Annotated in this window: 21 protein-coding genes; 4 read left to right on the top strand and 17 right to left on the bottom strand. The window is 69.5% G+C overall.

Going from position 1 to position 25,439, the window contains the following annotated elements; translation table 11 throughout:
- Window positions 1-6: 6 nt before the first annotated feature.
- Genes LWW89_RS03845 through LWW89_RS03830 form a run of 4 tightly spaced genes read right to left on the bottom strand, consistent with a single transcriptional unit; the run spans window position 7 to window position 6,454 of the window.
- Window positions 7-3,138, bottom strand: a complete 3,132-nt coding sequence (locus tag LWW89_RS03845; RefSeq protein ID WP_293261359.1) for an efflux RND transporter permease subunit — start codon at window positions 3,136-3,138, stop codon at window positions 7-9.
- Between the two features lie 3 nt (window positions 3,139-3,141).
- Entirely contained in the window at window positions 3,142-4,314 is a 1,173-nt protein-coding gene (locus LWW89_RS03840) for an efflux RND transporter periplasmic adaptor subunit (RefSeq protein ID WP_293261356.1), read from the bottom strand.
- 8 nt (window positions 4,315-4,322) lie between these two features.
- Window positions 4,323-4,985: a hypothetical protein gene (locus tag LWW89_RS03835; RefSeq protein WP_293261353.1), complete on the bottom strand. Its 663-nt coding sequence runs from the start codon at window positions 4,983-4,985 to the stop codon at window positions 4,323-4,325.
- The gene (locus LWW89_RS03830) at window positions 4,982-6,454 is read right to left on the bottom strand and encodes a TolC family protein (RefSeq protein ID WP_293261350.1); all 1,473 of its coding nucleotides are present in this window, start codon (window positions 6,452-6,454) and stop codon (window positions 4,982-4,984) included. Before LWW89_RS03830 ends, LWW89_RS03835 begins: the two co-directional genes overlap by 4 nt.
- Before the next feature lie 497 nt (window positions 6,455-6,951).
- Between LWW89_RS03830 and LWW89_RS03825 the strand changes: the two genes are divergently transcribed.
- Window positions 6,952-7,191, top strand: a complete 240-nt coding sequence (locus LWW89_RS03825) for a hypothetical protein (protein ID WP_293261347.1) — start codon at window positions 6,952-6,954, stop codon at window positions 7,189-7,191.
- A 19-nt stretch (window positions 7,192-7,210) separates the two neighbouring features.
- Here the strand turns inward: LWW89_RS03825 and LWW89_RS03820 are convergent, their stop codons facing one another.
- The 13 genes from LWW89_RS03820 to bioA form a co-directional block, all read right to left on the bottom strand.
- The gene (locus LWW89_RS03820; RefSeq protein WP_293261344.1) at window positions 7,211-7,861 is read right to left on the bottom strand and encodes a hypothetical protein; all 651 of its coding nucleotides are present in this window, start codon (window positions 7,859-7,861) and stop codon (window positions 7,211-7,213) included.
- A gap of 4 nt (window positions 7,862-7,865) precedes the next feature.
- Complete coding sequence (locus LWW89_RS03815; protein ID WP_293261341.1) at window positions 7,866-8,432, bottom strand: O-acetyl-ADP-ribose deacetylase; 567 nt, start codon at window positions 8,430-8,432, stop codon at window positions 7,866-7,868.
- A 19-nt stretch (window positions 8,433-8,451) separates the two neighbouring features.
- Window positions 8,452-8,760, bottom strand: coding sequence for a hypothetical protein (locus LWW89_RS03810; protein WP_293261338.1), 309 nt, complete (start codon window positions 8,758-8,760; stop codon window positions 8,452-8,454).
- An 82-nt stretch (window positions 8,761-8,842) separates the two neighbouring features.
- Window positions 8,843-9,076: a DUF2789 domain-containing protein gene (locus tag LWW89_RS03805; protein ID WP_293261335.1), complete on the bottom strand. Its 234-nt coding sequence runs from the start codon at window positions 9,074-9,076 to the stop codon at window positions 8,843-8,845.
- 79 nt (window positions 9,077-9,155) lie between these two features.
- Entirely contained in the window at window positions 9,156-9,479 is a 324-nt protein-coding gene (locus LWW89_RS03800; protein ID WP_293261332.1) for a DUF805 domain-containing protein, read from the bottom strand.
- Between the two features lie 333 nt (window positions 9,480-9,812).
- The gene (locus LWW89_RS03795) at window positions 9,813-10,526 is read right to left on the bottom strand and encodes an ABC transporter ATP-binding protein (protein WP_293261329.1); all 714 of its coding nucleotides are present in this window, start codon (window positions 10,524-10,526) and stop codon (window positions 9,813-9,815) included.
- Entirely contained in the window at window positions 10,523-11,767 is a 1,245-nt protein-coding gene (locus tag LWW89_RS03790; RefSeq protein WP_293261326.1) for an FtsX-like permease family protein, read from the bottom strand. Before LWW89_RS03790 ends, LWW89_RS03795 begins: the two co-directional genes overlap by 4 nt.
- Window positions 11,768-11,807: 40 nt before the next feature.
- Window positions 11,808-13,067 (bottom strand): efflux RND transporter periplasmic adaptor subunit, encoded by a 1,260-nt coding sequence (locus LWW89_RS03785; RefSeq protein WP_293261323.1) that lies wholly within the window; start codon window positions 13,065-13,067, stop codon window positions 11,808-11,810.
- 18 nt (window positions 13,068-13,085) lie between these two features.
- On the bottom strand, window positions 13,086-13,793 hold the full coding sequence (bioD, locus tag LWW89_RS03780; protein WP_293261320.1) for a dethiobiotin synthase: 708 nt from the start codon (window positions 13,791-13,793) through the stop codon (window positions 13,086-13,088).
- A 54-nt stretch (window positions 13,794-13,847) separates the two neighbouring features.
- Window positions 13,848-14,651 carry a malonyl-ACP O-methyltransferase BioC gene (gene bioC / locus LWW89_RS03775; protein ID WP_293261317.1) on the bottom strand — a complete coding sequence of 268 codons (804 nt, stop codon included), beginning with the start codon at window positions 14,649-14,651 and terminating at the stop codon, window positions 13,848-13,850.
- Complete coding sequence (locus LWW89_RS03770; protein ID WP_293261314.1) at window positions 14,648-15,460, bottom strand: alpha/beta fold hydrolase; 813 nt, start codon at window positions 15,458-15,460, stop codon at window positions 14,648-14,650. Before LWW89_RS03770 ends, bioC begins: the two co-directional genes overlap by 4 nt.
- Window positions 15,457-16,629: an 8-amino-7-oxononanoate synthase gene (gene bioF / locus LWW89_RS03765; RefSeq protein WP_293261311.1), complete on the bottom strand. Its 1,173-nt coding sequence runs from the start codon at window positions 16,627-16,629 to the stop codon at window positions 15,457-15,459. The genes LWW89_RS03770 and bioF overlap by 4 nt, the downstream gene beginning before the upstream one ends.
- A 9-nt stretch (window positions 16,630-16,638) precedes the next feature.
- Complete coding sequence (bioA, locus tag LWW89_RS03760; protein ID WP_293261308.1) at window positions 16,639-18,048, bottom strand: adenosylmethionine--8-amino-7-oxononanoate transaminase; 1,410 nt, start codon at window positions 18,046-18,048, stop codon at window positions 16,639-16,641.
- 203 nt (window positions 18,049-18,251) lie between these two features.
- On the opposite strand from bioA, the gene LWW89_RS03755 reads away from it, so the two are divergent.
- From LWW89_RS03755 to LWW89_RS03745, 3 genes are all read left to right on the top strand, one after another.
- Window positions 18,252-19,748: a methyl-accepting chemotaxis protein gene (locus LWW89_RS03755; RefSeq protein ID WP_293261305.1), complete on the top strand. Its 1,497-nt coding sequence runs from the start codon at window positions 18,252-18,254 to the stop codon at window positions 19,746-19,748.
- A gap of 253 nt (window positions 19,749-20,001) precedes the next feature.
- Window positions 20,002-21,750 carry a ShlB/FhaC/HecB family hemolysin secretion/activation protein gene (locus LWW89_RS03750; protein WP_293261302.1) on the top strand — a complete coding sequence of 583 codons (1,749 nt, stop codon included), beginning with the start codon at window positions 20,002-20,004 and terminating at the stop codon, window positions 21,748-21,750.
- Between the two features lie 19 nt (window positions 21,751-21,769).
- Window positions 21,770-25,439, top strand: a 3,670-nt coding sequence (locus LWW89_RS03745) for a filamentous hemagglutinin N-terminal domain-containing protein (RefSeq protein ID WP_293261299.1), incomplete at its 3' end; no start/stop codon positions are given.

The following is a 25,439-nucleotide window of genomic DNA, read 5'->3' as shown; positions in this document are numbered from 1 at the left end:
GAAGGCTTAGAAGGTTTCGTCGCTGCTGTCGGCCAGCAGGCGTTCGAGGGGCGCCCGGCCGTAGCGGGCGAAGAGCAGGGGGGTGACGAAGCTGTCGAGCAGGGTCGAGGAGATCAGCCCGGCGAAGATCACCACCGCTACCGGGTGGAGGATCTCGGTGCCCGGCTGGTCGGCCTCGAACAGCAGGGGCGCCAGGGCGAAGGCCGCCACCAGGGCGGTCATCAGCACCGGGGTGAGGCGTTCCAGGGAGCCGCGCAGGATCATGGCCGGACCGAAGGTCTCGCCCTCGAAGCGGCACAGGTTCACGTAGTGGCTGACCTTGAGGATGCCGTTGCGGGTGGCGATGCCGGCCAGGGTGATGAAGCCGATCAGGGTGGCGATCGACAGGGGCTGGCCCGCCAGCCACAGGCCGGCCACGCTGCCCACCAGGGCCAGGGGCACGTTGGCGATGATGAGCAGGGCCAGGGCGGTGGAGCGGTAGCGCGAGTAGAGCACCACGAAGATCAGGGCCAGGGACACCAGGGACAGGCCGGCGATCAGGCGGCTGGCTTCCTCCTGGGCCTTGAACTGGCCGTCCAGGGCGAAGAAGTAGCCCTCGGGCAGGGGCGTGGCGTCGAGCGTGCGGCGGATGTCCTCCACTACCGCCGACAGGGGCCGGCCTTGGGCGTTGGCCGAGAGCACGATGCGCCGCCGGCCGTTGTCGCGGCTGATCTGGTTGGGGCCGTCGCCGTCCTCGATGCTGGCCAGCCGGGCCAGGGGCACCCGGCCCCCGGGGGTCTCGATCAGCAGGTTGGACAGCCCCTCGACGCTGCGCGCCGACTCGGGCAGACGCAGCACCAGGGCGAAGCGGCGGTTGCCCTCGATCACCTGGCTGATCCTTTCGCCGTCGGTGAGGGTCTGCAACTGGGCCAGCAGCACCGCCGGGGAGACGCCGTACTGGCTGGCCCGGTCGTAGTCGATGCGCACCTTGATCTGGGGCGCCAGCACCTGCTTCTCGATCTCCAGGTCGGCGATGCCGGGAATGGCCGCCAGCTTGCCGCGCAGACGGGCCGCCTCGCCGCGCAGCACGTCCAGGTCGTCGCCGACGATGCGCAGGGCGATCTGGGCGCGCACCCCGGAGAGCATGTGGTCGATGCGGTGGGAGATGGGCTGGCCCAGGCTCACCGCCGCCGGCAGCACCGCCAGCTTGTCGCGGATCGCCGCCGACACCTGGCGGGTGTCGGCGTCCGGGGCCAGCTTCACGTCCAGCTCCGAGACATGGACGCCTTCGGCGTGCTCGTCCAGCTCGGCCCGGCCGGAGCGGCGCCCGACGTGCTCGATGCCGGGCAGGCCGCGCACCAGGTCCTCGGCCTGGCGGGCGATGCGCACCGATTCGGTCAGGGTGGTGCCCGGGTTGAGGCGCAGCCCCACCAGCAGCGACCCTTCGTTGAAGGGCGGCAGGAAGGTGGTGGGGAAGAAGGGCACCGAGGCCGCCGCCAGCAGCACCGCCGCCGCCGTACCTGCCAGCACCGCCTTGGGCTTTTCCAGCCCCCGGGCGAGCAGGCGGGCGTAGTGGCGCTTCAACCAGACCACCAGCCGGGTGTCGTCGTGGCCGGCGCCGGCGCTCTGTTCGGCCACCTTGGGCAGCAGCCAGGCCGACAGCACCGGGGTGACGGTGATCGACACCGCCAGGCTGGCCAGGATCGAGGTCAGGTAGGCCGCGCCGAGGGGCACGAACAGCCGCCCTTCCAGCCCGGGCAGGGCGAACAGGGGGACGAACACCAGGACGATGATGAAGGTGGCGTAGAGGATGGCCGAGCGCACCTCCAGGGTGGCGTCGAGCACCACCTTGCCCACCGCCTGGGGCGCGGCGCTGGCCCGGTTGAGCTTGAGCCGGCGCAGCACGTTCTCCACCCCCACCACCGCATCGTCCACCAGCTCGCCGATGGCGATGGCCAGGCCCCCCAGGGTCATGGTGTTGATCGACAGCCCGAAAGCCTGGAAGACCAGGGCAGTGACCAGCAGCGACAGGGGGATGGCCGCCAGGGAAATGACCGTGGTGCGCCAGTTGCCGAGGAACAGGAAGAGGATCGCGGCGACGAACACCCCGGCCGCCAGCAGCTTGGTCTTGAGGTTGCCGATGGACGACTCGATGAAGCTGGCCTGGCGGAAGGTCACCTGGGGCGCCGCCATGCCCGGGGGCAGGGATTTGCCCAGCTCGTCCAGGGCCGCCTCGATCCGCCCGGTGAGGGCGATGGTGTCGGCGGCGGGTTGCTTCTGCACCGCCAGGATCACCGCCGGCTGGCCGTTGAAGCCCGCGTCGCCGCGACGGATGGCCGGGGCGAAGCCGACGCTGGCGATCTGTTCGAGCAGGATCGGCTGGCCGTTGCGGGCGGTCAGGGCCAGGCGTTTCAGGTCCTCCAGGCGGTTGGTGCGGCCCAGGTGGCGGATCAGGTATTCCCGCCCGTTCAGCTCCAGGAAGCCGCCGCTGGTATTGGCGGCAAAGCCGCGCAGGGCGGTTTCCACCTGGTCCAGGGTGATGCCCAGGGCGGCCATGCGCGCTGAATCCGGCTGCACCTGGAACTGGCGCACCTCGCCGCCGATGGGGATCACCTGGGACACCCCGGGGAGGGTCAGAAGGCGCGGGCGCAGCACCCAGTCGGCGTACTCGCGCACCGCCATGGCGCTGATCTTGGCTTCATCGACCGGCAGGGCGATCAGCATCACCTCGCCCATGATCGACGACACCGGCCCCATGCGCGGCACCACCCCGGCGGGCAGTTGCTCCTGCACCAGGGACAGCCGCTCGTTGACCATCTGCCGGGCCCGGTAGATGTCGCCACCGCCCGATCCACCCATATCCCAATCGAACTGGACATAGACGAAGGACAGGCCGGCGGAGGACACGGAACGCACCGCGCTCACCCCGGGCATGCCGTTCATGGCCGTTTCCAGGGGGAAGGTGATGAGGGTTTCCACCTCCTCCGGGGCCATGCCGCCGGCCTCGGTCATGAGAGTGACGGTGGGTTTGTTGAGGTCGGGAAAGACGTCCACCGGGGTGCGGCTGGCGACGAAGGCGCCGTAGAGCATCAGGGCGCCGGCGGTGGCCAGCACCAGCAGGCGGTTGGCCAGGCTCTTCTGTACGAGGGTGGCGAACATGGGTCACCTCACCTGGTTGAGCAGGGGCGCCCCCTGCACCACCACCCGCTCGCCGGCCGCGACGCCGTCGGTGAGGGTCACCCGGGCGCCGTCCAGGGGGACGAAGCGCACCGGCCGGGGCACGAAGCGCTCGGCGCTGGCCTTCACCCACACCACGTCCTGGTTGGCCGGATTCTTGACCAGGGCGGCAGCGGGCACCGGGGCGCCGCTCACCGTGTCCCGGGTCTGGGCCAGCACCGTCACCGTCTGGCCCAGGGCCAGGGTGCCGCCGCCGTCTTGGGCCGCCTGGGCGTCCACCTGGAAGTGCAGGGGGATGGCCTGCTCGCGCAGGGCCCGGCCGGCGCCGACGAAGCGCAGGGCCAGGGATTCCCCCGGCGCGGCGCTGGCCCGGGCGGCGGCGATGCGCGCCGCCAGGCGCGGGTCGAAGGTCAGGGCCTCGATGCGCAGCCCGGCCGGATCGACGATCTCGAACAGGGTTTCCCGGGCGTCCACCACCTGGCCGGCGATGGCGTTGGCGGTGGCCACCACCCCGGCCACCGGGGCGCGCAGCTCCTCGTGGTAGCGCAGGCTGCCAGACAGGGTGGCGAGCCGGTCCTTGAGGCTCTGTACCTCGGCCTCGGCCTGCTCGATGTCCTTGCGCGCCACGGTGGCTTCCAGGGACTGGAGGCGGGCCAGGCGCTTTTCCGCCACCTTCAGCTGGGCACGGAAGTCCGCCGCCTGGGCGGCCTGGTTGCCCAGTTCCAGGGCCGAGGCCGAGGGGTGGATGGCGGCCAGCAGCTGGCCGCGCCGCACTTTCTCGCCCAGGGCCGGCAGGCCGCCGGCGGGGGACTCGATGCGCCCGGCGATCATGGCCTGGACCCGGCCGCCGGTGCTGGGATCGAGCACCACCCGGCCAGGCAGCTCCACGCTCTGGGGCTGGGCCGAGGGCTGGGCCACGACGGTGCGCAGTTCCAACTGGCGCTGGGAGGTCTTGGGCAGAAAGACGCTGCCGTCGGGCAGGCGCTGGGGTGCGTCGCCACGCACTGCCGGGGGCGGGGCGTCGTCATGGCCCTCGTGGGCCTGGGCGGTGGCGGGCAGCAGAGCGGCCAGGGCTAGAGCGAGCGCGGCGGCAAGGGGGGCGAGGGTGGCGAGGGGGGCAGTGGGATAAGCCCGGGCACGGCCAGGGCGATGGGGCATGGGTCGGATCATGAGGCGCTCCCGGAACGGGGGGCTCGGCGGCGCAGGCGCCGCGCGGCGAAGGCGAGAAGGGCGGCCAGTGCCAGGGTCGCGGCGGCGATGCCGAGGCGGGCGGCCCAGGGGCTGGCGGCGGCGGGCACGGCGTCCGCCGCCACGTCGAAGTCGGCAGCGAGCAGGTCGGCCTGGTCCCCGGCGGTCACCGTCAGGGTCAGGGCATACTCGCCGGGGGCCGCCAGGGCCCGGGCGAAGGCGGTGGGCAGGGCGTAGGTGCCGTCGGGCCGGGCCTCGGCCTGGGCCTTGAGTGGCGCGCCGTCCTTGCCGCCCTTGTCGCCGTTTGCCTGGCTGGCCTCGATCTCGATGCTGGCGCCGGCCACCGGCTCGCCGCTGGCCCAGCGGTCGAGCCACAGGATCAGGCGAGGTTCGCCGTGGCCGTCGGCGGCGGTTTGCAGGCGGCCCACCACCTCGAACAGGTCGGAGTGGGCCTCGAAGGCCGGGGAGGCGCCACGGCTGGCGGGGGCCGCCGGGGCGTCGTGGCCCTCGTGGGCCAGGGCCGGCATGGCGGCCAGGGTAAGGCCGACCGTGAGAGCGAGCAGGGGCGCGGCTTTTCCGGCCGGTTGCCCGGAGATCGAGCACTGGCGCGGCTTTCCGAAGAGGGGGGTAGGGAAGGTCATGGCAGGAGTCCCAGGGATTGGTTGTGCCGGGCGACGGCCCGGGCGGCCTCGATGCGGGCCCGGGCGGCGGCCAGTTCGGCGTCGAAGCGGTCGAATTCGATGCGCAGGCGCTGGGGCAAGTCGATGTTGCCGAGCTGGAAGGCCCGGGCGTATTCGCGCTGGGTTTCCACCGCCAAGGCCAGGCGCTGCTCGGCCCGGGCCAGGGCGACGGCGGATTGCTCCACCTCCCGGGCGCTGGCGTCCTGCTCGGCGGCGAGCCGGGCCCGTTCCAGGGGCAGGGTGGCCTCGGCCTCGGTCAGCTCGGCGCTGGCGGCGGCGATGCGCGGCCGGTTGCGGGCGCCGGTGGAGAGGGGGATGCGCACCCCGACGGTGGCCGAGTTGAGCCAGGGGCCGTCGAAGCTGTCCCGCTCGCGGCGCACGCCCACGGTCAGCTCCGGTGCGTCGCGCACGTTTCCCCGGGCCAGGGCCAGGCGGGAGCGGGCCGCCTCGATGGCCCGTACCAGGGGTGAGAGGGCCGGATGGGCGGCCTCCCGCTCGTCGAGGGGGGCGTCGAAACCGGCGTCGTCCGCGGCCAGGGGGACACTTGCGGTGGAGGGCACTGCGGGCGCCAGGGCCGGAGTTGAGACGGCCGATTCCCGGGCGGCGCTTTCCTCGGGCAGGGCGCCAAGGCCGGTGAGGGCGGAAAAGGCGCGGCGCGCCCGGTGGGCCCGGGCTTCACCGTCGGCCTGGGCCGCCAGGGCGGCCTGTTCCGCGCCCCGGGCCTGGTTCAGGTCCATGGGGGCCAGTTCGCCGGCGGCGACGCGGCGGCGCACGTCCTCGCTCAGGCGGGCGGCGTCCTCGGCGCGGCGGTTGGCGACGATCCGCTCGTTCTCGGCCAGGCGGGCCAGCCAGTAGGCTTCCCGCACCTCGCCGGCGAGGCGCCAGCGGGCCTGGTCCACCAGGGCCGCGAAGGCGCCGCGTTCGGATTCCACCAGAGCCAGGGTGCGGGACTGGTAGCCGGGCAGCCACAGGGGCAGGGCCAGGGACACGTCCCATTCGGCGACGCCGGCGTTGCGGTTGAGCTTGTCGCTGCGGTTGCTCGCCGCCAGGGAGGGCGATTCCGCCAGCAGGCTGGCGGCCGCATCCTCCCGGGCGGCAAAGGCGTCGAGCCGGGCGCTCAGGGCCCGGGCGGCGGGATGGCGCTGCCAGGCGGCGGCGAGTGCATCGGCCAGGCCGATGGCGCGGCGCGGCGCGGCGGTGCCGGGCTGGCCGATGGAAGGGGAAGGTGAAGGGGCGGCGGCCACCGGTGCGGGCGGCGGCGCCAGCGGCGGGGCGGCCAGTAAAGGGGTGGCCGCACCGCCCGCCAGCAGGGGCAGGGCGGCCAGGGCCAGCCGGACAATGCGCGCGATGCGGATCGGGCGCTCTGGCATGGCCGGGGCAGCCAGGCCGGGGGGGCGGCTGCCGGGTCGGGGTGATACGTTCCAACGCATCGGATTCTCCAAAAGCAAAACGGGGAGGAGGAATCCGGCGGGGGAAAACGCGGGGCGCGTGGGGCGCCAGGGGGCTGCGGCTAGTCGGTTGCGTACCGTCCATTCCGCTTGGCCGGCCCGCACGCGGCATGGGCCGGCGCGCAAGACGGGCGAGCGGGGCTGGACGGCGTGGAACCGGGGCCGGGGACGGTCAGGCCGTCGCGCCGGTCAGCGCAGGGGAAGGTGCGTTCGGGTCCCGCCGGTCAGACGGCGGGAGCCCAGTTGGGCCGTTCGGGCCCGTCGGGAACGGCGGAGAGGAAGGCAGGGACCGCCCGTGGCGGCGGGGTCGAGCCCGTGCCCAGAGCGGGCAGGGGCGGAGGGAGGAGAACCAGGCTGAGGCAGCTCAGGTGGCAGGTGCCGCAATCGCCGTCGAAGCCGTTGCCGGATGCACTACCGCTTGCGTGGCCGGTGCCAGCTGCGGCATGGTCGGCCGGCGTGCCGTCGTGGCCGTGGCTACCATGGCCGGCCTTGTCGTGGGGGCAGGCGGCGAAGGCCGCATCGGCCATGACCTGGCTGGCATCGTCGGCGCCGATGCCAGCCGCTTACCGGTGCTGGTGGGCGTGGTGGCCGAGATGCTGCTGGGCGGTGCGTCCCGCTTCGTGCTGGCAAAGGCTGCCCACCGCGGCCCAGACGGACTGCAGCGGGAAGATCACCATCAGGAAGAGGACGAGAAGGCGGCGCATGGGGGCGAAGCATAGCCCAGGGGCCGCTTTCCCTTCAACCTTGCTGGCGTAACAGGGATTCGGCCTGGGCCGGGGTGAGGCGCCGCCAGGGGCGGGGAACAAAGGCCGGGACGCAGGCCCGGTAGTGCCGGTAGATGTCGCCATGGCGGGCGATCAGCTTGCGCTCTTCGAGGCGTGAGCCGGCGACGAAGTAGAAGGTGGCGAGCAGGGCGGTGAGCAACATGCCGGCGTCCATGGGGCGGGTCCACAGCAGCACCAGGGCCAGGGCGTACCAGGGATGGCGCACCCAGCGGTGCAGGGGCGAGAGGCACAGACGTTCCTGGTCCTCGGCCTGGCGCACCCGGCCGCGCCATTGGCGCAGGCCGAGGAATTCCTGCCCGTCGTAGTAGCGCAGGGACCAGGCGAAGCCCGCCACGGCGGCCAGGGCCAGGCCGTCGGCCAGCCAGGCGCCAACGCCCTGCCAGCGCCACAGCGGCGGCCAGGGCGTGCCGTAGAGCAGCCCCAGGGGCAAGGCCAGGGTGACCAGGGCCACCAGGTTGAAGCCGAGCCGGTAGGCGGGCATGGCCCCGGGCCGATGCCGGGCGACCCAGCCCTTGACCGGCAGGGAGGCGAGCAGGGAATGGAGGGCGAAGTAGGCGAGCCAGGCCAGGGCCAGCAGCGCCAGGCGGAAAACCAGGTCGGGCATGGCGCTAGAAACGCTGGTGGTCGAGGAAGGCCGCCGCCGCCTCGGCGGAGAAGAATACCAGGCGGACTTCGGCCACGGCGGCCAGGGTCGTGCGCCCAGGTTGTTCCGTCAGGGCGTCGCGCAGGGCGGTGGAGACCACCTGGGCCGCCTCGTCCCCCGGATAGCCGTAGACGCCGGTGGAGATGGCCGGAAAGGCCAGGCTGGCAAGACCGTTGCCTGCCGCCAGGGCCAGGGCGTTGCGGTAGCAGTTGGCGAGCAGTTCCGGCTCCCGTCCGTCGTGGCGGCCGTAGACCGGCCCGACGGTATGGATGACGTAGCGCGCCGCCAGGTTGCCGCCGGGGGTGATCACCGCCTCGCCGGTGGGCAGGCCGTCGGGCCAGCGATTGGCGCGGATGGCCCGGCAGGCCTCCAGGATGGCCGGCCCGCCGGCCCGGTGGATGGCGCCGTCCACGCCGCCGCCGCCGAGCAGGGTGGCGTTGGCGGCATTGACCAGGGCATCGACGTCGTGGCGCGTCAGGTCGCCGACGTGAATGGCGATGCGGCCGTCGAGGAAGGTGGCGATGAGGGGCATGGCGAAGGGCCAGGTTAAATCAGGGGCCGGCCGGTTTGCAGCACATCACGTGGGCGTACCAGCCGTCGAGCAGCAGGGCGGCGAGACGGTATTCGGCCACCACCACGCCGGCGCACAGGATGAGCCACAGGGTCAGGCGGAATTCGGCCCACTGGTCTTCCCAGTAGCGGTTCATGATCAGCGACAGCAAGTCGGGGAGAGCCCAGTAGCCCAGGGCCTGGGCGAGGCCGCTGGCATCGCCGAAGAAGAACTGCATGAGGCGGGTGTAGATCGGCCAGTTGGCGATCAGGACGACCGTCAGCAGGACGGGGTAGTCGGGGAATGGCATTGCCGGCCGGGCGCGGGTTCAGCGGCTCGGAGGTTCAGCGGCTCGGAGGTTCAACGGCTCGGAGGTTCAACGGCTCGGAGGTTCAACGGCTCAACCGGGCCGCCAGTTCGTCCACCAGTTCGGCCCAGTCGGCGTCGTCTCCCAGTTCTTCGCGCAGGAACTGGGCCTGGGCGGGATTCCAGAAGGGCGCGTCGGCCAGGGGCGTGCCGGCGGGGAGGGGGCGGTGGGCGGCGATGAAGGCGTCGATGGATTCCGCGTCGTCGGCCAGGCCGAGCTGGCGGAACAGGTCGCTGAGTTTGTGGATGGCGTTTTCCATGGCAAGGGCTCTATGGGGATGGGGGGCGCCGGCGCCGGAAGCGCCGGCGGCTTCCTTCAAGCTAGCATGGCGCACCGGGTCATGCCGTGCCGAAACGGTTGGGTTCCCGGGCCGGCTGGAGGCACCAGTAGACCATCACCAGCCAGCCGATCACCGGGATGATGCCCACCAGCTGCCACCAGCCGCTGCGGTCGATGTCGTGGAGGCGGCGGGCGGTGACCGCCAGGCCGGGCAGCAGCACCGCCAGGGAGAACAGGTTGCCCAACAGGTGGTGGATGAGGGTGGTGACCAGGCTGGCCAGGAAGACGAAGAGCACCCACCACCAGAATTCGGACCGGGAGGCCCGGCCCTCGAAATTGAGGTAGTTGGTGAAGCCGCTTTTGATCGCATCGACGAAGGTCATGGTCGCTCCTGGATGAAATGGCACGGCACCCCGGATTGGGCCGGGAACGCCGTGAGCATAACGGCCGGGGTGAGGCGCCGTCCATGTCCGAGCCATTTCCTACCATTGCCTCGCGGCGGGGAAGGCGGCGCTTGCCCACAGTTTCTGTGCGTCAGTCTGTGGATAAGGTGAAAAATCCCTGGTGGTTCAGCCATATGACGAACCGCCCGGATAATGAGCATTGGCGCGGTTTTCGGCGATGGGTGGCTGGAGATCGGCCATGGTGGCCGACCTTGGCGGCATGTGCCCGGAAAGCCAAGCCTGGCGCCGACTTTCACGAAGGGGCGGGATGGCTCAGGCGGTGAGGCGGCCGTCCACTAGCTCGATCACCCGGTCGCAGCGGGCGGCCAGGCGCGGGTCGTGGGTGACGATCAGGCAGGCGCTGCCTTGTTCCCGGTTGAAGTGGCGCATCAACTCGAAGATGTCGTCGGCGGTCTTGGTGTCCAGGTTGCCGGTGGGCTCGTCGGCGAGCAGCAGGCGCGGGTGGGTGGACAGGGCCCGGGCGATGGCCACCCGCTGCTGCATGCCGCCGGACAGTTCCCCCGGCTTCTTGTGTCCGGCCCCGGCCAGGCCCACGGCGGCGAGCAGTTCCTCGGCCCGGGCGGTGGCCTCGTCGGTGGCGATGCCCTGGTGGATGATGGCCGGCATCATCACGTTCTCCAGGGCCGAAAAGGCCGGCAGCAGGTGGTGGAACTGGAAGACGAAGCCGATGGCGCGGCCGCGCAGCCGGGTCAGGGCAGCGTCGTCGAGGACGGTGGTTTCGTCCCCGGCGATGCGCAGGGCCCCCTGGGTGGGCGTCTCCAGCAGGCCGATCAGGTTGAGCAGGGTCGATTTGCCCGAGCCGGAGGGGCCGGTCAGGGCGACGAACTCGTGCTCGCCCAGGGTCAGGTCGATGCCATGCAGCACCTCGGTCTCCACCGGCGTGCCGATGCCGTAGGACTTGCGGATGCCGCGCAGTTCCAGGATCGGCGCGCCGGCGTCGGCGGTGGCGGTTGTATCCGGGGTCATACGCGGATCGCCTGGACCGGGTCGAGGCGGGAGGCGCGCCGCGCCGGCAGGGCGGCGGCGGCCACCCCCACCGCCGTGGCCAGCCCGCAGGCGGCCAGGGCGAGCATTGGGTCGAGCTGGGCGGAGAACAGCTGGGAGCCGTCCGGCGCCTTGTAGATGTGGGAGAACAGGTGCAGCAGGCCGAAGGCCAGGGCCGTGCCGGCCACCGAGCCGATGGCGCCGACGATGCCGCCCTGGAGCAGGAACACGGTGAGAATGCGCTGCCGGCTGGTGCCCATGGCCCGCAGGATGCCGATCTCCTTCTGCTTCTGCACCACCGACACCACCAGCACGCTGGAGATGCCCAGGGCGACGATGAGGATGACGAAGGTGCGGATCAGGTTGTTGGAAACGCTCTGGTTGGTCAGCGCCGTGAGCAGGCCCGAGTTGGTCAGCATCCAGGATTCCACCGTCAGCCCGGTCTGGTTGCCGAGCCGGGCCGCCACCTGGTCGGCGACGAAGATGTCGGTGACGGTGAGGTCGATGTTGGATACCGAGCCGGGCAGGTCGAGCAGGGTCTGGGCCAGCTTGAGGGTGATGAACACCCAGCGCCGGTTGATGTCCCGGCTGCCCATGTCGAACAGGCCGGTGACGGTGAGGGTCTCGTCCCGGCCGTCGGCGGCCAGCACCCGCAGCTTGTCGCCCAGGCCCACCCCCAGATCCTTGGCCAGGTCGACGCCGATCAGGGCGTTGGTGCCGGAAACGTCGAAGCGCCCCTGGGTCATGTAGTCGTCCATCTTCACCACCCGGCGGTACTGCTCCGGGATCATGCCGATCAGGGCCACCGACTTGTTGGCGCCGCCGCGGATGGCGAAAGCCGGCCCGCTGGCCACCGGCGAAACGGCCACCACGTTGGGGGTGGCCTCGGCCAGGCGGGCCACCGCCTCCCACTGGTCCAGGGGGCGCAGCCGCTGGGCCCGGGGTTGCACCGTGGCCGCCACCGGCGCGTCGGCGGGCAGGGCGCGGCGGGTCAGGTCGTCCAAGGGCTTGATCACCACGTGGGCCTGGGAGCCCAGCACCTTATCGATGATGGTGCCCTGGAGCTGGTTGATCAGCTGGGTGAGGAAAATCACCACCGCCACCCCGCCGGTGACCCCGGCCAGGATCAGGAAGGTCTGCATCCGCCCCTCGCGCAGAAAGCGCAGGGCCACCAGCCACTCGAAGGGCAGGTGCAGGGGGCCGGGGCGGATCAGGCGGGCCATGGCGGCGTATCCAGGATTGGTGGGACCGATGGAGCGGCGCTCAACGCGACAGACCCGGCACGTCGAAATTGCGCCGGGGGCCGACGGCCCGGGGCTGGGCGCTGACCCGGTCGCCGGGGCCGGCGGCGGCCTGGGCCACCACCAGGATGTCGCCGGCCTGGACGCCGCCGACGATCTCGCTGCTGCCCACGCCCTTGAGGCCGAGCTTGACCGGCACCTTCACCGCCCGGCCGTCCTGCACCGCCAGCACCCAGGGTTCCTGGGTGTCGGCGCCCCGCACCGCGTCGGAGGCCACCACCAGGGCGTCGTCCTTGCGCCCGGTGACCATCTCCACCGACACGGTCATGTCCGGCCGCAGGTAGGCGGGGGGCTTGGGCACCGTCAGGCGTACCTCCACCGTGCCCTTCTTCGGGTCGATGGACGGGGCCACGTAATACACCCGGGCGTCGAAGCGTTCCCCCGGGTAGGCGTCGGCCACGCCGAGCGCCGTGGCGCCGGGGGCCAGGTAGCGCAGGTTCTTCTCGTCCACGTCAACGTAGATGCGGGTCTCGCCCTGGTCGGCCAGGGTCAGCAATACCTTGCCCGGCTGGGCGATGGTGCCGGGCTCCACCGTGCGGGTCAGTACCCGGGCGGCCTCGCCCAGGGTTTCCGGAGCGGTCAGGCGCTGGTTGTCGAGGCGGGCCTGGGCGGCCTTCAGCGCTGCTTCGGCCTGGACCAGGCGGGCGTTCGCCAGGGCGCGCTCGGCGCCGCCCTTGGCGTTGCCCTCGGCCTGGGCCCGGGCCGAGAGCAGGGCGGCCCGGGCGGTGTCCAGGTTGCGTGCCGCGTCGTCGGCCTTGGAGCCGCTGTAAAAGCCCTGGGCCACCAGGGCTTGGGCGCGCTGGTACTCGGCTTCGGCCACCCGCAGGTTGGCTTCGGCCTGGCGCACCGCCTGATCGGCCATGGGCTGGGCTACCCGGTCGAGCTGGGTGATGCGCGCCCGGGCTTCCACCAGGGACGCCTGGGCCTGGACCTGGGCGGCCCGGGCTTCGTCGTCGCGCAGGGTGACGAGCAGCTGGCCGGGCTTGACCAGGTCGCCCTCGCGCACGGTGACGGTTTCCACCGTGCCGGTGACTTGAGCGCCGATCTCGATGCGGGTCGGGGTGGTCACCCGGCCGGTGGCCACCACCGACTGGACGATGGGGCCCCGCGCCACGGTCACGGTTTCCACCGGCTTGGCCCGGGGCCAGAAGATCAGCACGACAACGGCTACGGCGACGAGGGCGATGAGCAGGCGCTGGCGGGTGAGCTTGAGGCTGGGCATGGGGTGGACGGGACGTAGTCAGGGCTGGCCGGGCAGGCGCAGGGTGCGGGCGATGATGTCGAGCCGGGCTTCCCGGGCTGGGCCGGCGGGTTCGGCCAGGTGGGGCGCCAGCCCCAGGCAGGGCAGGCCGAACGCATTATGCAGGCGGTCTCGCAGGTAGCGCACGTTGTCCTCCTGGCGAGCCATGGCCGGGTCCACGTGGTTGCCGATCCAGCCGGCCAGGGGCAGCCCCCGGGCGGCGATGGCCTCGGCGGTGAGCAGGGCGTGGTTGAGGCAGCCCAGGCGCAGGCCCACCACCAGGATCACCGGCAGGCCCAGGGCCCGGGCCAGGTCGGCGCCGTCTTGCGTGTCGGAGAGGGGCGCCAGAAAGCCGCCCACGCCTTCCACCAGCACCAGGTCGGCCTGGGCAGCGAGGCGCCGGTAGGCGGCCGCGATCATTGCCAGATCCACCGGCCGTCCTTCGTCCCGGGCGGCAATGTGGGGCGACACCGGGGCCCGGTAGAGAAAGGGATTCACGTCGTCCCGGGGGGGCTGGAAGCTGCTGGCGGCGAGGATGGCTTCCACGTCGTCGTTGCGGCCGTTGGCATCCACCCCGGCGGCCACCGGCTTCATGCCCAGGGCGGTGAGGCCGGCCAGGCGGGCGCTGCGCAGCAGCAGGGCGGTGGTGAAGGTCTTGCCGATCTCGGTGTCGGTGCCGGCGATGAAGAAGGAGCGGGGGGCGTTCATGACTGTCGGGAAATAGGAGTGAAGGCGCCGGGCCCGTTGTGTCGGCCGCCCGGTTCAGGTCCGGGACAGGGCGTAGACCACCCGGTAGCTCAGGGGCAGGCCCTGCGGCGTGCGCAGGGCTTCGTAGGCTTCGGTGAGGCGGGCCAGACCGGCCCGGCCCAGGGGCGCGGTGCGCCGGCCGGGACCCACCTGGTTGGCGCCCACGGCCTTGATGGCGGCGAGCAGGCTGGGCAGGTCCGGGTAATGGACGGTGAGGGTTTCGCTCTCCAGGTGCGGGTCGGCAAAGCCGGCGGCGGCGATGGCGGCGGCGATGGCGGCCCCGTCGTCGAAGGCGAGCACGTGGCGGTGCCGATCCACCGCAGCGAAGGCTTGGGCCAGTTCGGCAAAGGTGCCGGGGCCCAGGGTGGCGATGGCCAGCACCCCGCCCGGGCGCAGCAGGCGCCTGGCTTCGGCCAGGGCCGTGGGCAGGTGGCACCACTGCAAGGCCAGGCTCGACCAGTATAGGCCCAGGCTGGCGTCGGTCAGGGGCAGGGCCTCCAGGTCGGCGCACAGGGCTTGGCTTGGGGCGTTCAGCGCAGCCAGGGCCTTGCGGCTGGCGTCCACCATGGCCGGGGCCAGGTCGGCGGCGATCAGGGATTGGCCGGGGTAGCGCGCGGCCAGCAGGGGCAGGGCATAGCCGGTGCCGCAGCCGGCGTCGAGCAGGGGGCCGGCGAGGGCGGGGGCTGCGGCCTCCAGGCGTGCCAGCAGGCCGGCCACGGCCCGGCGTTGCAGGATGGCGGCCCCGTCGTAGGTGCGCGCCGCCCGGTCGAAGGCGGCCCGCACCCGATGCTTGGCGGGACGGTCGGAATCCGGGCTCATGCAGCCGTGGCGGTGCCGGTGTCGGCGGCGGCGCCGGCCGTGGCGAAGCGGGCGATGGCGGCGGCGCAGCCGGCGGGGTCGTGCAGGAAGGGCGTGTGGGCGGCCTCCGGCAGGGTTAGCAGCTCGGCCCGGGGCAGGTGCCCGACCAGCCACTGGCCGGCCTCACAGGGGATCAGGCCGTCCTTGGCGCCGTGGATGACCAGGGCGGGCTGGGCGATGGTGGCCGCCAGGGGGCGCAGGTCCAGTTCCCCCAGCCAGGCCAGTCCGGCGAGCAGGCCGGCTTTTTCCGGCAGAGGCTCCTGGGTGAGGGGCTTGATCAGGCGGTTGATGTCCCGGGCGCGGCTGTCGCCCTGGTTGATCAGGGTGGCGAAGCGGGGCACCACGGCGGCGGGCAGGGCACGGATGCCGGCGGTGAAAGTGGCGAGCAGGGCCGGGGACTGGCCGGCTTCGAAACCCTCGCGCTTGACGAAGCTGGGAGTGGTGCCGAGCAGCACCAGCCGGGCGATGGGGCTATTCGGCCGGACCGCCGCCATCTGGGCGAGCATGCCACCCAGGGACCAGCCGGCCAGGATGCAGCCGGGGGGCAACTGCTCGGCCAGTTGCCGGGCCACATCGGCAGCGTTCTCGCCGGCGTAGGGCGTGCCGTGGTAGCCGGGCAGGTCCACGCGCAGCAGGGGCAGATCAGGCGCCAGGGTGGCGAGGTGGGGCAGCAGATCGTCCCAGATGCGGCCGTCCAGGCCCCAGCCGTGCAGCAGGGCGAGAGATGGGCGCGCGGGGGCCACGGGGGCGTTGAGGGGCGTGATGTTCATGGGGCAAGGGCAGCAACGGCGGCCAGGGCGGCGGTCAGGCGGTCCACGTCGTCCAGGCTATGGGCGGCGGACAGGGACACCCGCAGCCGGGCGGAACCGGCGGGCACCGTGGGCGGGCGGATGGCCGGCACCCACAGGCCCTGGTCGAGCAGGGCCTGGGCCACGGCGAGGACGGCGTGGTTGTCGCCGACCACGATGGGTTGGATGGCGGTGTCGGAATGCAGCAGGTGCCAGGGCGTGTCGGCCAGGCCGGCGCGCAGCCGGGCGATCAGGGTTTGCAGGTGGGCGCGGCGGGCGTCGCCGTCCGGGCCGGCCAGCGTGTCCAGGGCGGCGAGCAGGCCGCAGGCCACGGCAGGGCTAGCGGCGGTGGTGAAGATGTAGGGCCGGGCGGTCTGCATCAGCCACTCGATCACCGATTCCGCGCCGGCGACGAAGGCGCCGGAGACCCCGGCTGCCTTGCCCAGGGTGCCCATCAGCAGGCGGCGCGGGGAGGCGGGCAGGCCCAGGTGGGCCAGGCTGCCCCGGCCCTGGGGGCCGAGCACGCCGAAGCCGTGGGCGTCGTCCACCACCAGCCAGGCGTCGAAACGCTCGGCCAGGGCGAAGAGTTCGGCCAGGGGCGCCAGGTCGCCGTCCATGCTGAACACGGCGTCGGTGAGGATCAGCTTTTTGCGGGCGGTGGATTTTTCCAGCAGGCGCTCCAGGGCCGCCACGTCGTTGTGCGGGTAGCGCACATGGTCGGCCCGGGATAGCTGCACCGCGTCGATCAGGGAGGCGTGGTTGAGCTTGTCGGCGAACACCGCGTCGCCCCGGCCCACCAGGGAGGGAACGATGGCCAGGTTGGCCATGTAGCCGGTGGAAAAGGTCAGGGCCCGGGCAAAGCCGGTGAAGGCGGCGAGCCGGTCTTCGAGCTGCTGGAAGGGTTCCAGGTGGCCGGACACCAGGTGGGAGGCGCCGGAGCCGGCGCCCCAGCGGCGGGCGCCCTCGGCCATGGCGTTGGCAACAGCGGGGTCGGCGGCCAGCCCCAGGTAGTCGTTGCTGCAAAAGGCCAGCAACGGCCGGCCGTCCACGATGGCGTGGGGGCCGGCGGGGGATTGCAGGGTGCGCCGGGTGCGCAGCAGGCCCTGGTCGCGGCGCTTGGCCAGTTCGAGGTCGAGGTCGTCCCAGATCATGGATGTGGTTCAGGCGGCGAAGGTGGGCGAGGCCGGACCGCCGGGCTGCGCCGCGTCGCCGGCGGCCAGGGCCGCTTCCAGGGCCTGGAGCGCCCGTTGGGCGAGGAAGGCCAGATCGGCTTCCGTGGCGATGTAGGGGGGCATGAAGTACAGGGTGTTGCCCAGGGGGCGCAGCAGCACTTCCCGGGCCAGGGCCTCGCGGTAGAAACGGCGGCCGAAGCTCGGGTCGGCGGTGTCGATGTCGGCGGCCCAGATCATGCCGCGCTGGCGGAAGTGGCGCACCCGGGGATGCTCGGCCAGGGGCCGCAGCAATTCGCTGAAGGCGGCGGCGGTGGCCCGGTTGGCGGCGATCACGTCGTCGCTGGCGAAGATGTCCAGGGTGGCCAGGGCCGCCCGGCAGGCCAGGGGGTTGCCGGTGTAGGAGTGGGAATGGAGGAAACCCCGGGCCAGCCGCTCGTCAAGGAAGGCCTGGTAGATGGCGTCGGTGCTCAAGACCACCGACAGGGGCAGGTAGCCGGCGGTGATGCCCTTCGATAGGCAGAGAAAGTCCGGGCGGATCGGCGCGCCGGCCACGGTGGCCTGCTCATGAGCGAAGAAGGTGCCGGTGCGGCCGAAGCCCACGGCGATCTCGTCGCAGATCAGGTGCACCTGGTAGCGGTCGCACAGGGCGCGGGCCTGCACCAGGTACTCCGGATCGTGCATGGCCATGCCGCCGGCGCACTGGATGAGGGGTTCGACGATCAGGGCGGCGATCTGCTCGTGCTCTTCGGCCAACAGGGCCTCCAGCCCCTGGGCGGCGCGGCGGGCCACGTCGGCGGCGCTCTCGCCGTCCCGGGCGAGGCGGGCGTCCGGGCTGGGCACCACGTAGGCCGGGTGGGTGAGGGGGCCGTAGGCGTCCTTGAACAGGGCCACGTCGGTGACCGCCAGGGCGCCCACGGTTTCGCCGTGGTAGCTGCCGGCGACGCAGACGTAGCGGCGCTTGGCCGGGTGCCCGGTGTTCTGCCAGTAGTGGTAGGACATCTTCAGGGCGATCTCGGTGGCCGAGGCACCGTCGGAGGCATAGAAGGCGTGGCCCAGGGCGCCGCCGGCGAGGGCGGAGAGGCGTTCAGACAGTTCCACTACCGGCTCATGGGTGAAGCCGGCCAGGATGACGTGTTCGAGCGTTTCCAGCTGGTCGCGCAGCGCCGCGTTGATGCGTGGGTTGCCGTGGCCGAACAGGTTCACCCACCAGGAACTGATGCCGTCGAGAAAGCGCCGGCCCGAATCGTCGTACAGCCACAGGCCCTGGCCGCGCACGATGGGGATTAGGGGCAGGGCGTTGGCGCCGGACTCCAGATGGTGGCGCATCTGGGTGCAGGGGTGCCAGACGGCGGCCAGGCTGCGGTCGAGCAGGGAAGACGAGGCGGGAACGTGGGGCATGGGAGGGGGCAGGAGCTATCCACGGCGTCGCGCCGGGCGCCTCATGGAGTGCGCGGGCGCGTGTAAAACGCGGCTGGGATATTGCAGATTCCGACAAAGGCCGACATTCTACCGCCTGCACTTCCGGGCGCGTTGGCCCGGAGTCCCGCCAACGAGGAAGCGACACGGCCGCCAACCGCCGGCCGGCAAGGGGAAAAACGATAATGAAGAACCTGAAACTGGGCTGGAAACTGACCCTTTTGGTGGCCCTGGCCGCCCTGGGCATCGTTGCCAGCATCGCCATGGGCCTGGCCCAGCTGCGCGACAACCTGCTGGAAGACCGCAAGTTCAAGACCCGCCACGTGGTCGAAACGGTCCACGGCCTGGTGTCCCACTACTACGCCCTGCAGACCAGCGGCGCCCTGGGCGAGGACGAGGCCAAGGCCGCCGCCATCGCCGCGGTGCGCCGGCTGCGCTACGGCGGCGACGAATATTTCTTTCTCAACGATTTCGACGCCGGATCGGTGATGCACCCGATCAAGCCCGAGCTGGAGGGCAAGAACCTGTCCGACGCCAAGGACGCCAACGGCGTGCATCTCTTCCGTGAAATGTCGGAAGTGGCCAAGGCCAAGGGCGAGGGCTTCGTCAGTTACGTCTGGCCCAAGCCGGGCAGCGACGTGCCGGTGGAAAAGATCTCCTACGTGAAGGCCTTCCCCGCCTGGGGCTGGGTGGTCGGTTCGGGCATCTACGTGGACGACGTGGATCAGGTGTTCCGCGAGAACGTGGTCCGCCAGGGCGGCGTGGCGGCGGTGGTCCTGGTGCTGCTGGTGGCCCTGTCATGGTGGGTGGTGCGCGGCATCCTCGCCCCGGTGAAACAGGTCCAGAACGTGCTCGAAGCCCTGGCCGAAGGCGACATGACGGTGCATGCCGAGGCCGACGGCAAGGACGAGATCGCCCAGATGATGCGCTCCGCCGACAAGATGATCAGCCGCAACAAGGCCGCCATGCTGGAAGTGCGCGCCAGCGCCGAGGCCCTGGCCAGCGCCTCCGACCAGGTCAGCAGCACCTCCCACTCTCTGTCCCAGTCCGCTTCCGAACAGGCGGCCAGCGTGGATGAAACCACCGCCGCCGTGGAGCAGATGGCCAGCAGCATCGAGCAGAACAAGGACAACGCCCGGGCCACCGAAACCATCGCCGTGCGTGCCGCTGAGGATGCCGGCGCCGGCGGCGAGGCGGTGCGGGCCACGGTGGAGGCTATGCAGCGCATCGCCGACAAGATCGGCATCGTGGACGAGATCGCCTACCAGACCAACCTGCTGGCCCTGAACGCCGCCATCGAAGCGGCCCGGGCCGGCGAGGCGGGCCGGGGCTTCGCCGTGGTGGCCGGCGAGGTGCGCAAGCTGGCCGAGCGCTCCCAGAAAGCCGCCCAGGAAATCGGCGAACTGGCCACCGGCAGCGTCGCCCTGGCGGAAAAGGCCGGCGGCCTGTTCGGCCAGATGCAGCCCAACATCGAAAAGACCGCCGCCCTGGTCAAGGAAATCGTCCTGGCCTCGGAGGAACAGGCCACCGGCGCCGGCCAGATTTCCACCGCCATCGTCCAGGTCAGCCAGGCCACCCAGCACAACGCCAGCGCCTCCGAAGAACTCTCGGCCACGGCCCAGGAGCTGCACGGCCAGGCAGTTCGCTTGCAGGAGACGATTGGGTTCTTCAAGCTGGATTGAACCCAGTAACGGCTTACGTCGCACCTAGAAAACCGCTCCTTTGAGGAGCGGTTTTTTTATGCCTTAAAAATATATTTAAGCAAATTGGTTATGTATTTTGTTTATGCCATGTAGTAGTCTGACGCGCTTCTGACGCAAGCGATGGTGGCGTTGGGATACATAACAACATGATGCCAATGGGAAAAATATCCCTGGCCATTGCACCTCCCCTCCAGAGCACTGACAACAATGCCCAGAACAGTCTCAGGAATCGATGTACAAGCCCGCTTCGGCGAATCATTTGAAGGGATGCCATTCCCGTCGCCAACTCATGGTGGCCGTTATTGCGGCCGTTTTCACGAATGCAGCACTCGCTGCTGACCCTCCCGTCAATACGGATCCCGGTGCCCAGGAAATAATCCGCCAGCAGGAGCGCGAGCGTCTGCTGCGCCAGCAGCAGGAAACGACTCCTGATGTCAGGTTGGAGCGCCCTCAGGAAATCGATGAGCGGATTCCCGACGGTGAAAGCCCGTGTTTCACCATTCAGAGGATTGAGCTGACAGGTGCCGACGCTAGGCGTTTTCAGTGGGCGCTGGGGGCTGCGGAGCGGGAGGATGATCCTGTCATCGGGCGTTGCCTGGGTGGCGGCGGCATCAATCTGGTGATGAGGCGGATCCAGAACGTCATTGTCGCCAGGGGCTATGTCACTACCCGCATTCTGGCGGAGCCCCAGGATCTGAAGAGCGGGACGCTCAGATTGACCGTGATCCCGGGACGCATCCGCAACATTCGCTTCGAGGATGGCGGGGATGTGCGCGGCACGAAATGGAACGCGGTGCCGGCCAGTCCCGGCGATCTCCTCAGTCTCCGCGACATCGAGCAGGGCCTGGAGAACTTCAAGCGTGTTCCCACGGCAGACGCCGATATCCAGATCACCCCAGCAGAGGGGGAGGGCGCTCTCCCGGGTGAGAGCGATCTCGTCATCAAATACCGCCAGGAATTCCCCTTCCGCCTGACCGCGACGTTGGACGATGGCGGTTCCAAGGCCACGGGCAAATACCAGGCGGGGCTCACCTTCTCGTTCGACAACATGTTGACGCTGAACGACCTGTTCTACTTCAGCGCCAACCAGAACATTTCGACCACAGATCCTGGCAGCAAGGGGACCGCTGGCCACACCGTCCACTATTCGCTGCCGTTCGGCTACTGGTCTCTTGGTTTTACGGCGAGCAGTAACCGCTATCACCAGAAGGTAGCGGGGGCCAACCAAAGCTACATCTATCGAGGAACCAGCGACAACAGCGAAATCCGGCTGACGCGGCTGCTCTACCGGGATGGCACCCGCAAGACCTCAGGTTGGCTCCGGGGGTGGATGCGTTCTTCGAATAACTACATCGACGACACCGAAATCGAAGTCCAGCGCAGGCGTATGGCGGGAGGGGAGGTGGGTATCAGCCACCGTGAGTTCCTCTCATCGGGCAGCCTGGACGTCAATCTCGCTTACCGGTGGGGTACGGGTGCCATGGGTTCGCTGCCCGCTCCGGAAGAAAAGTTCGGTGAAGGGACGTCGCGGCCAAGGCTGGTGACGGCCGATACCCAGTTCAATTGGCAGTTCGCCGTCGGACAGCAAAAGCTCCGCTATACCGGCGTCCTGCGCGGCCAATGGAACGATACGCCCCTGGTCCCCCAGGATCGCTTCTCGATCGGGGGGCGCTATACGGTGCGCGGCTTCGATGGCGAAAGCGTTCTGTCGGCGGAGCGGGGCTTGCTGATTCGCAACGACCTGGGGATGCCCTTGGGCGCCAGCGGCCAGGAAATCTACCTTGGGGCCGACTACGGCGAAGTCGATGGACCTTCCAGCACCTATCTCGTGGGCAAGTACCTGGTTGGCGCGGTAGTGGGATTGCGCGGTGGGTACCGCAATGTGAGTTACGACGTATTCGTCGGCCAGCCGATCAAGCGTCCGGAACACTTCAAGACCGCCAGCACCACGGCGGGCTTTTTCCTAAGTCTTCAATTCTGACGGGTTTTCAGGGGGCAACATGAACAAGAACCTTTATCGGATCATCTTCAACCAGTCCCGTGGCCTCTTGATGGCCGTTGCCGAGTACGTTCCGACACGTAGCGGAAGCGGTGCGCGGCCACAAATCGGAAATCGCGCCCACCGCTGGGCGACCCTGCGCCCCGTCTGTTTTGCGCTGCTGGGTGCTTTCGGATCTGTTGCCTGGATCGGGTCGGCAACGGCCCAAATCGTTGCCGATCCCGGTGCGCCGAAGAACCAACAACCGAACATCGGCGTCTCGGCAAACGGTGTCCCTCTCGTCAATATTCAAGCGCCGAGTGCCGCCGGCGTTTCCCGCAACACTTATTCCCAGTTCGACGTGAACGGGCAGGGGGCGATCCTCAACAATGCCCGGAGCAACACCCAGACTCAACTGGGGGGCTGGGTACAGGCCAACCCGTGGCTGGCGGGCGGCTCCGCCCGGGTCATCCTCAACGAAGTCAATTCCAGCAATCCCAGCCAACTGCGAGGCTATGTCGAAGTCGCCGGTGACCGGGCCCAGGTCGTCATCGCCAACCCGTCGGGCGTCACCTGTGATGGTTGCGGCTTCATCAATGCCAATCGCGCCACGCTGACCACGGGCACGCCGATCATGAATGGCGGCGTCCTCGAAGGCTACCGGGTGCAGGGTGGGATGGTCACCATCCAGGGAGCGGGCCTGGATGGGCGAAGCGCGGACTATACCGACATCATCGCCCGCTCCATCCAGATCAATGCCGGACTCTGGGCCCAGAACCTCAAGGTCGTAGCAGGCGCGAACACCGTCAGCACAGACCTGAGTCAAGTCACTCCCATTGTGGCCAGCGGCACTGCACCCGCCTTCGCCATCGACGTGGCCCAACTCGGCGGCATGTATGCCGGAAAGATCGCCCTGGTGGGAACCGAGGCGGGGGTAGGCGTCCGCAATGCCGGGCAAATCGGCGCCAGTGTGGGCGAAGTGGTCGTGACGCTCGATGGGCGGTTGGAAAACAGCGGCCGCATTCTGGGCGCCACCAGCCTGCGAGTCGACACCACTGGCGCCATCGAGAACACCGGTACTGTCTACTCTCAGGGCGATGCCCAATTGACCAGCCAGGCCGCGCTCAAGAACAGGGGCACCCTCGCCGCCGCCGGCAGCCTGGCGGCAAGCGCCACGGAAGTGGATAACGACGGCGCCACCCTGGGAGCGATCGGGGGCGACCTGGTCATTACGGCGACGGCCGGACGTTTCAGCAACAACGCCGGTTGGGCAGAGGCGGGGCAGCGCCTCCAATTGGCCAGCCTCGGCGTATCGAACCTGGGCGGGGTGCTGACTGGACAAGACATTGTCGTGCGCAGTGCCGGCCATGGCTTCGACAACAGCCAAGGTTCGCTTTCCGCCCGGGGCAGCATCGACATCCTCAGCGGTGCGCTGATCAACGATGCCGGCCTGATCCAGGCCGGGGGCGCTCTGGATATCGATACCCAGAACCAGAAACTGACGAACACCAATTCCGGCTCGTCGGGGGGAATTCTTGGTCAGGGGGATGTCACGCTCAAGACCGGCGACCTGGACAACACCGCAGGCTACGTTGGTGCCCAAGGGGCACTTGCCATCACCAGCCAGGCGGTGACCAACAGCGGAAAATTGGTGAGTGAATCCTCCGCTTCGCTGCGGGCATCACGGCTCGATAACCGCGGCGGGCAGATTCAAGGCCAAGGGGATGTCTCCGTCGACGTGGGTCCCGGCGACGTGGACAACACCGGGGCGAACGGCTCCAGCCTGGTGCGATCCGGCGGGAATCTGACGATCCAGGCCGGCCGCCTCATCAACACCGATACCAAGGGAACGGATCAGGGCATCGAGGGCAAGACGGTAGCCATTACCGCAGGTAGCCTGGACAACGTGCGGGGGGCTATCCGGGCCGACGAGTCGCTCGGCGTGACCAGCAGCGGTACCGTGGACAACACCCAGGGTTTACTGTCGGCAGGCAAGCACGGCACCATCGCCGATGGGGCGGGGGCGTCAGCGGCCAGGACCCTGGCGATTTCCAACGAGCAAGGCACGATCATTGCCGGGGAAACCCTTACCGTCAAAAGCGCAACCCTCACCGGGGCTGGCAAGTTGCTCAGCCAGGGTGACCTGAGCGTAGGCCTTGTCGGTGACTACACCAACAGCAACGACATCCAGGCGAGCGGCAATCTTGCGCTGGATACCAGCGGGAAATTGACCAACAATGCCAAGATACTCGGCGGTACCAGCGTCAACGTGCATGGTGCCGAGATCGACAACGCTGCCCAGGGCGAAATCAGTGCCGGCGATACCAAGGTCCGGTCCGACGGTTTGTTGACCAACCGGGGCCTGATCGATGGCGGCACCAGCCTGGTCAAGGCAACCCGGTTCGACAACCTGGGGACCGGCCGCGTGTATGGCGATCACGTGTCCATCGAGGCGGCGACGCTGAACAACCTGGCGGAAGGGGCCAGCGCGCCCGTCATCGCTGCCCGCGAGCGTCTCGATATCGGCGTTCAGAACCTTTCCAACCAGGAACACGCCCTCATCTTCAGTGCTGGCGACATGGCTATCGGCGGCAGTCTGGATGCGGACAACAAGGCCACAGGCAGCGCTGCGACCGTGGACAACGCCAGTGCGACCATCGAAGCCAAGGGGCGGCTCGACCTTGCCGCCAGCACCATCACCAACCGGAACCTGCATTTCGCCACCCAGGAAGTGGTCGTCTCGTCGGTCTTCATTCAGGAATACCAAGGCTACGGTTCGGCGAACCGCTACCTGCCCAACCAGATTTCCCTGCCAACCGTCCGTGATAGGTTCTATCAGCTGAGCGCCCCGGACGGTCGGTTCGACAAGTTCTACCGATACGACTACACCCGCACCATCAAGGAAACCCAGGTGGTGAGCTCCGACCCGGGCAAGATCCTGGCCGGGCAGAACCTCAAGATTGATGCCGACAGTCTCCTCAACGACAAGAGCCAGATCATTGCCGGCGGAGCCTTGCTAGTTGCGGCGACCAACCTGGTCAATACGGAAGTTGCCGGGCAGCGGATTGTGACCGATGCTGGAACCGCCTATTTCCATATCGACCATCAACCTCCTGGCAAAGGTAACGACTCTACCGAAGTCGTCGCCTATGGCTATTACCCGGCGTCGACCGTCACTGGCCTCAACCTTACCCCGACCGAATATACCGAGCACACTCAACCCGGTGCGAGCGGCAGCGGCACCCAGGTGTCTGCCCTTGCCATCAACCGGGTCAGCCAAAACGCTTCTGGTACCGGCGGTTCGGTGGTCAGCGTGGCCAACCCGGCGGCCCTGTCCGGCAGCCTGAATTCAAGCAGCCTGTTCCGCACCAATCCCAATGCCCAGGGCGGCTACCTGATCGAAACCGATCCACGCTTCACCAATTATCGAAACTGGTTGAGTTCGGACTACATGCTCCAGCAACTCGCCATGGACCCGAGCACGGTGCAAAAGCGCCTGGGCGACGGCTACTACGAGCAGCAACTGATACGCGACCAGGTGGCCCAGCTCACCGGGCGTCGCTTCCTCGACAGCTACGCCAGCGACGAAGCCCAATACCGCGGACTCATCGACCAAGGGGTGACATTCGCCAAGGCACACCAACTCATTCCCGGGGTGGCCCTTACCGAAGCCCTGATTGCCCAGTTGACCA

The organism is Oryzomicrobium sp. (assembly GCF_021287045.1).
GTDB lineage: Bacteria > Pseudomonadota > Gammaproteobacteria > Burkholderiales > Rhodocyclaceae > Oryzomicrobium.
The sequence above is the reverse complement of the archived record's forward strand: the minus strand, read 5'-3'. Positions and strand labels throughout refer to the sequence as shown.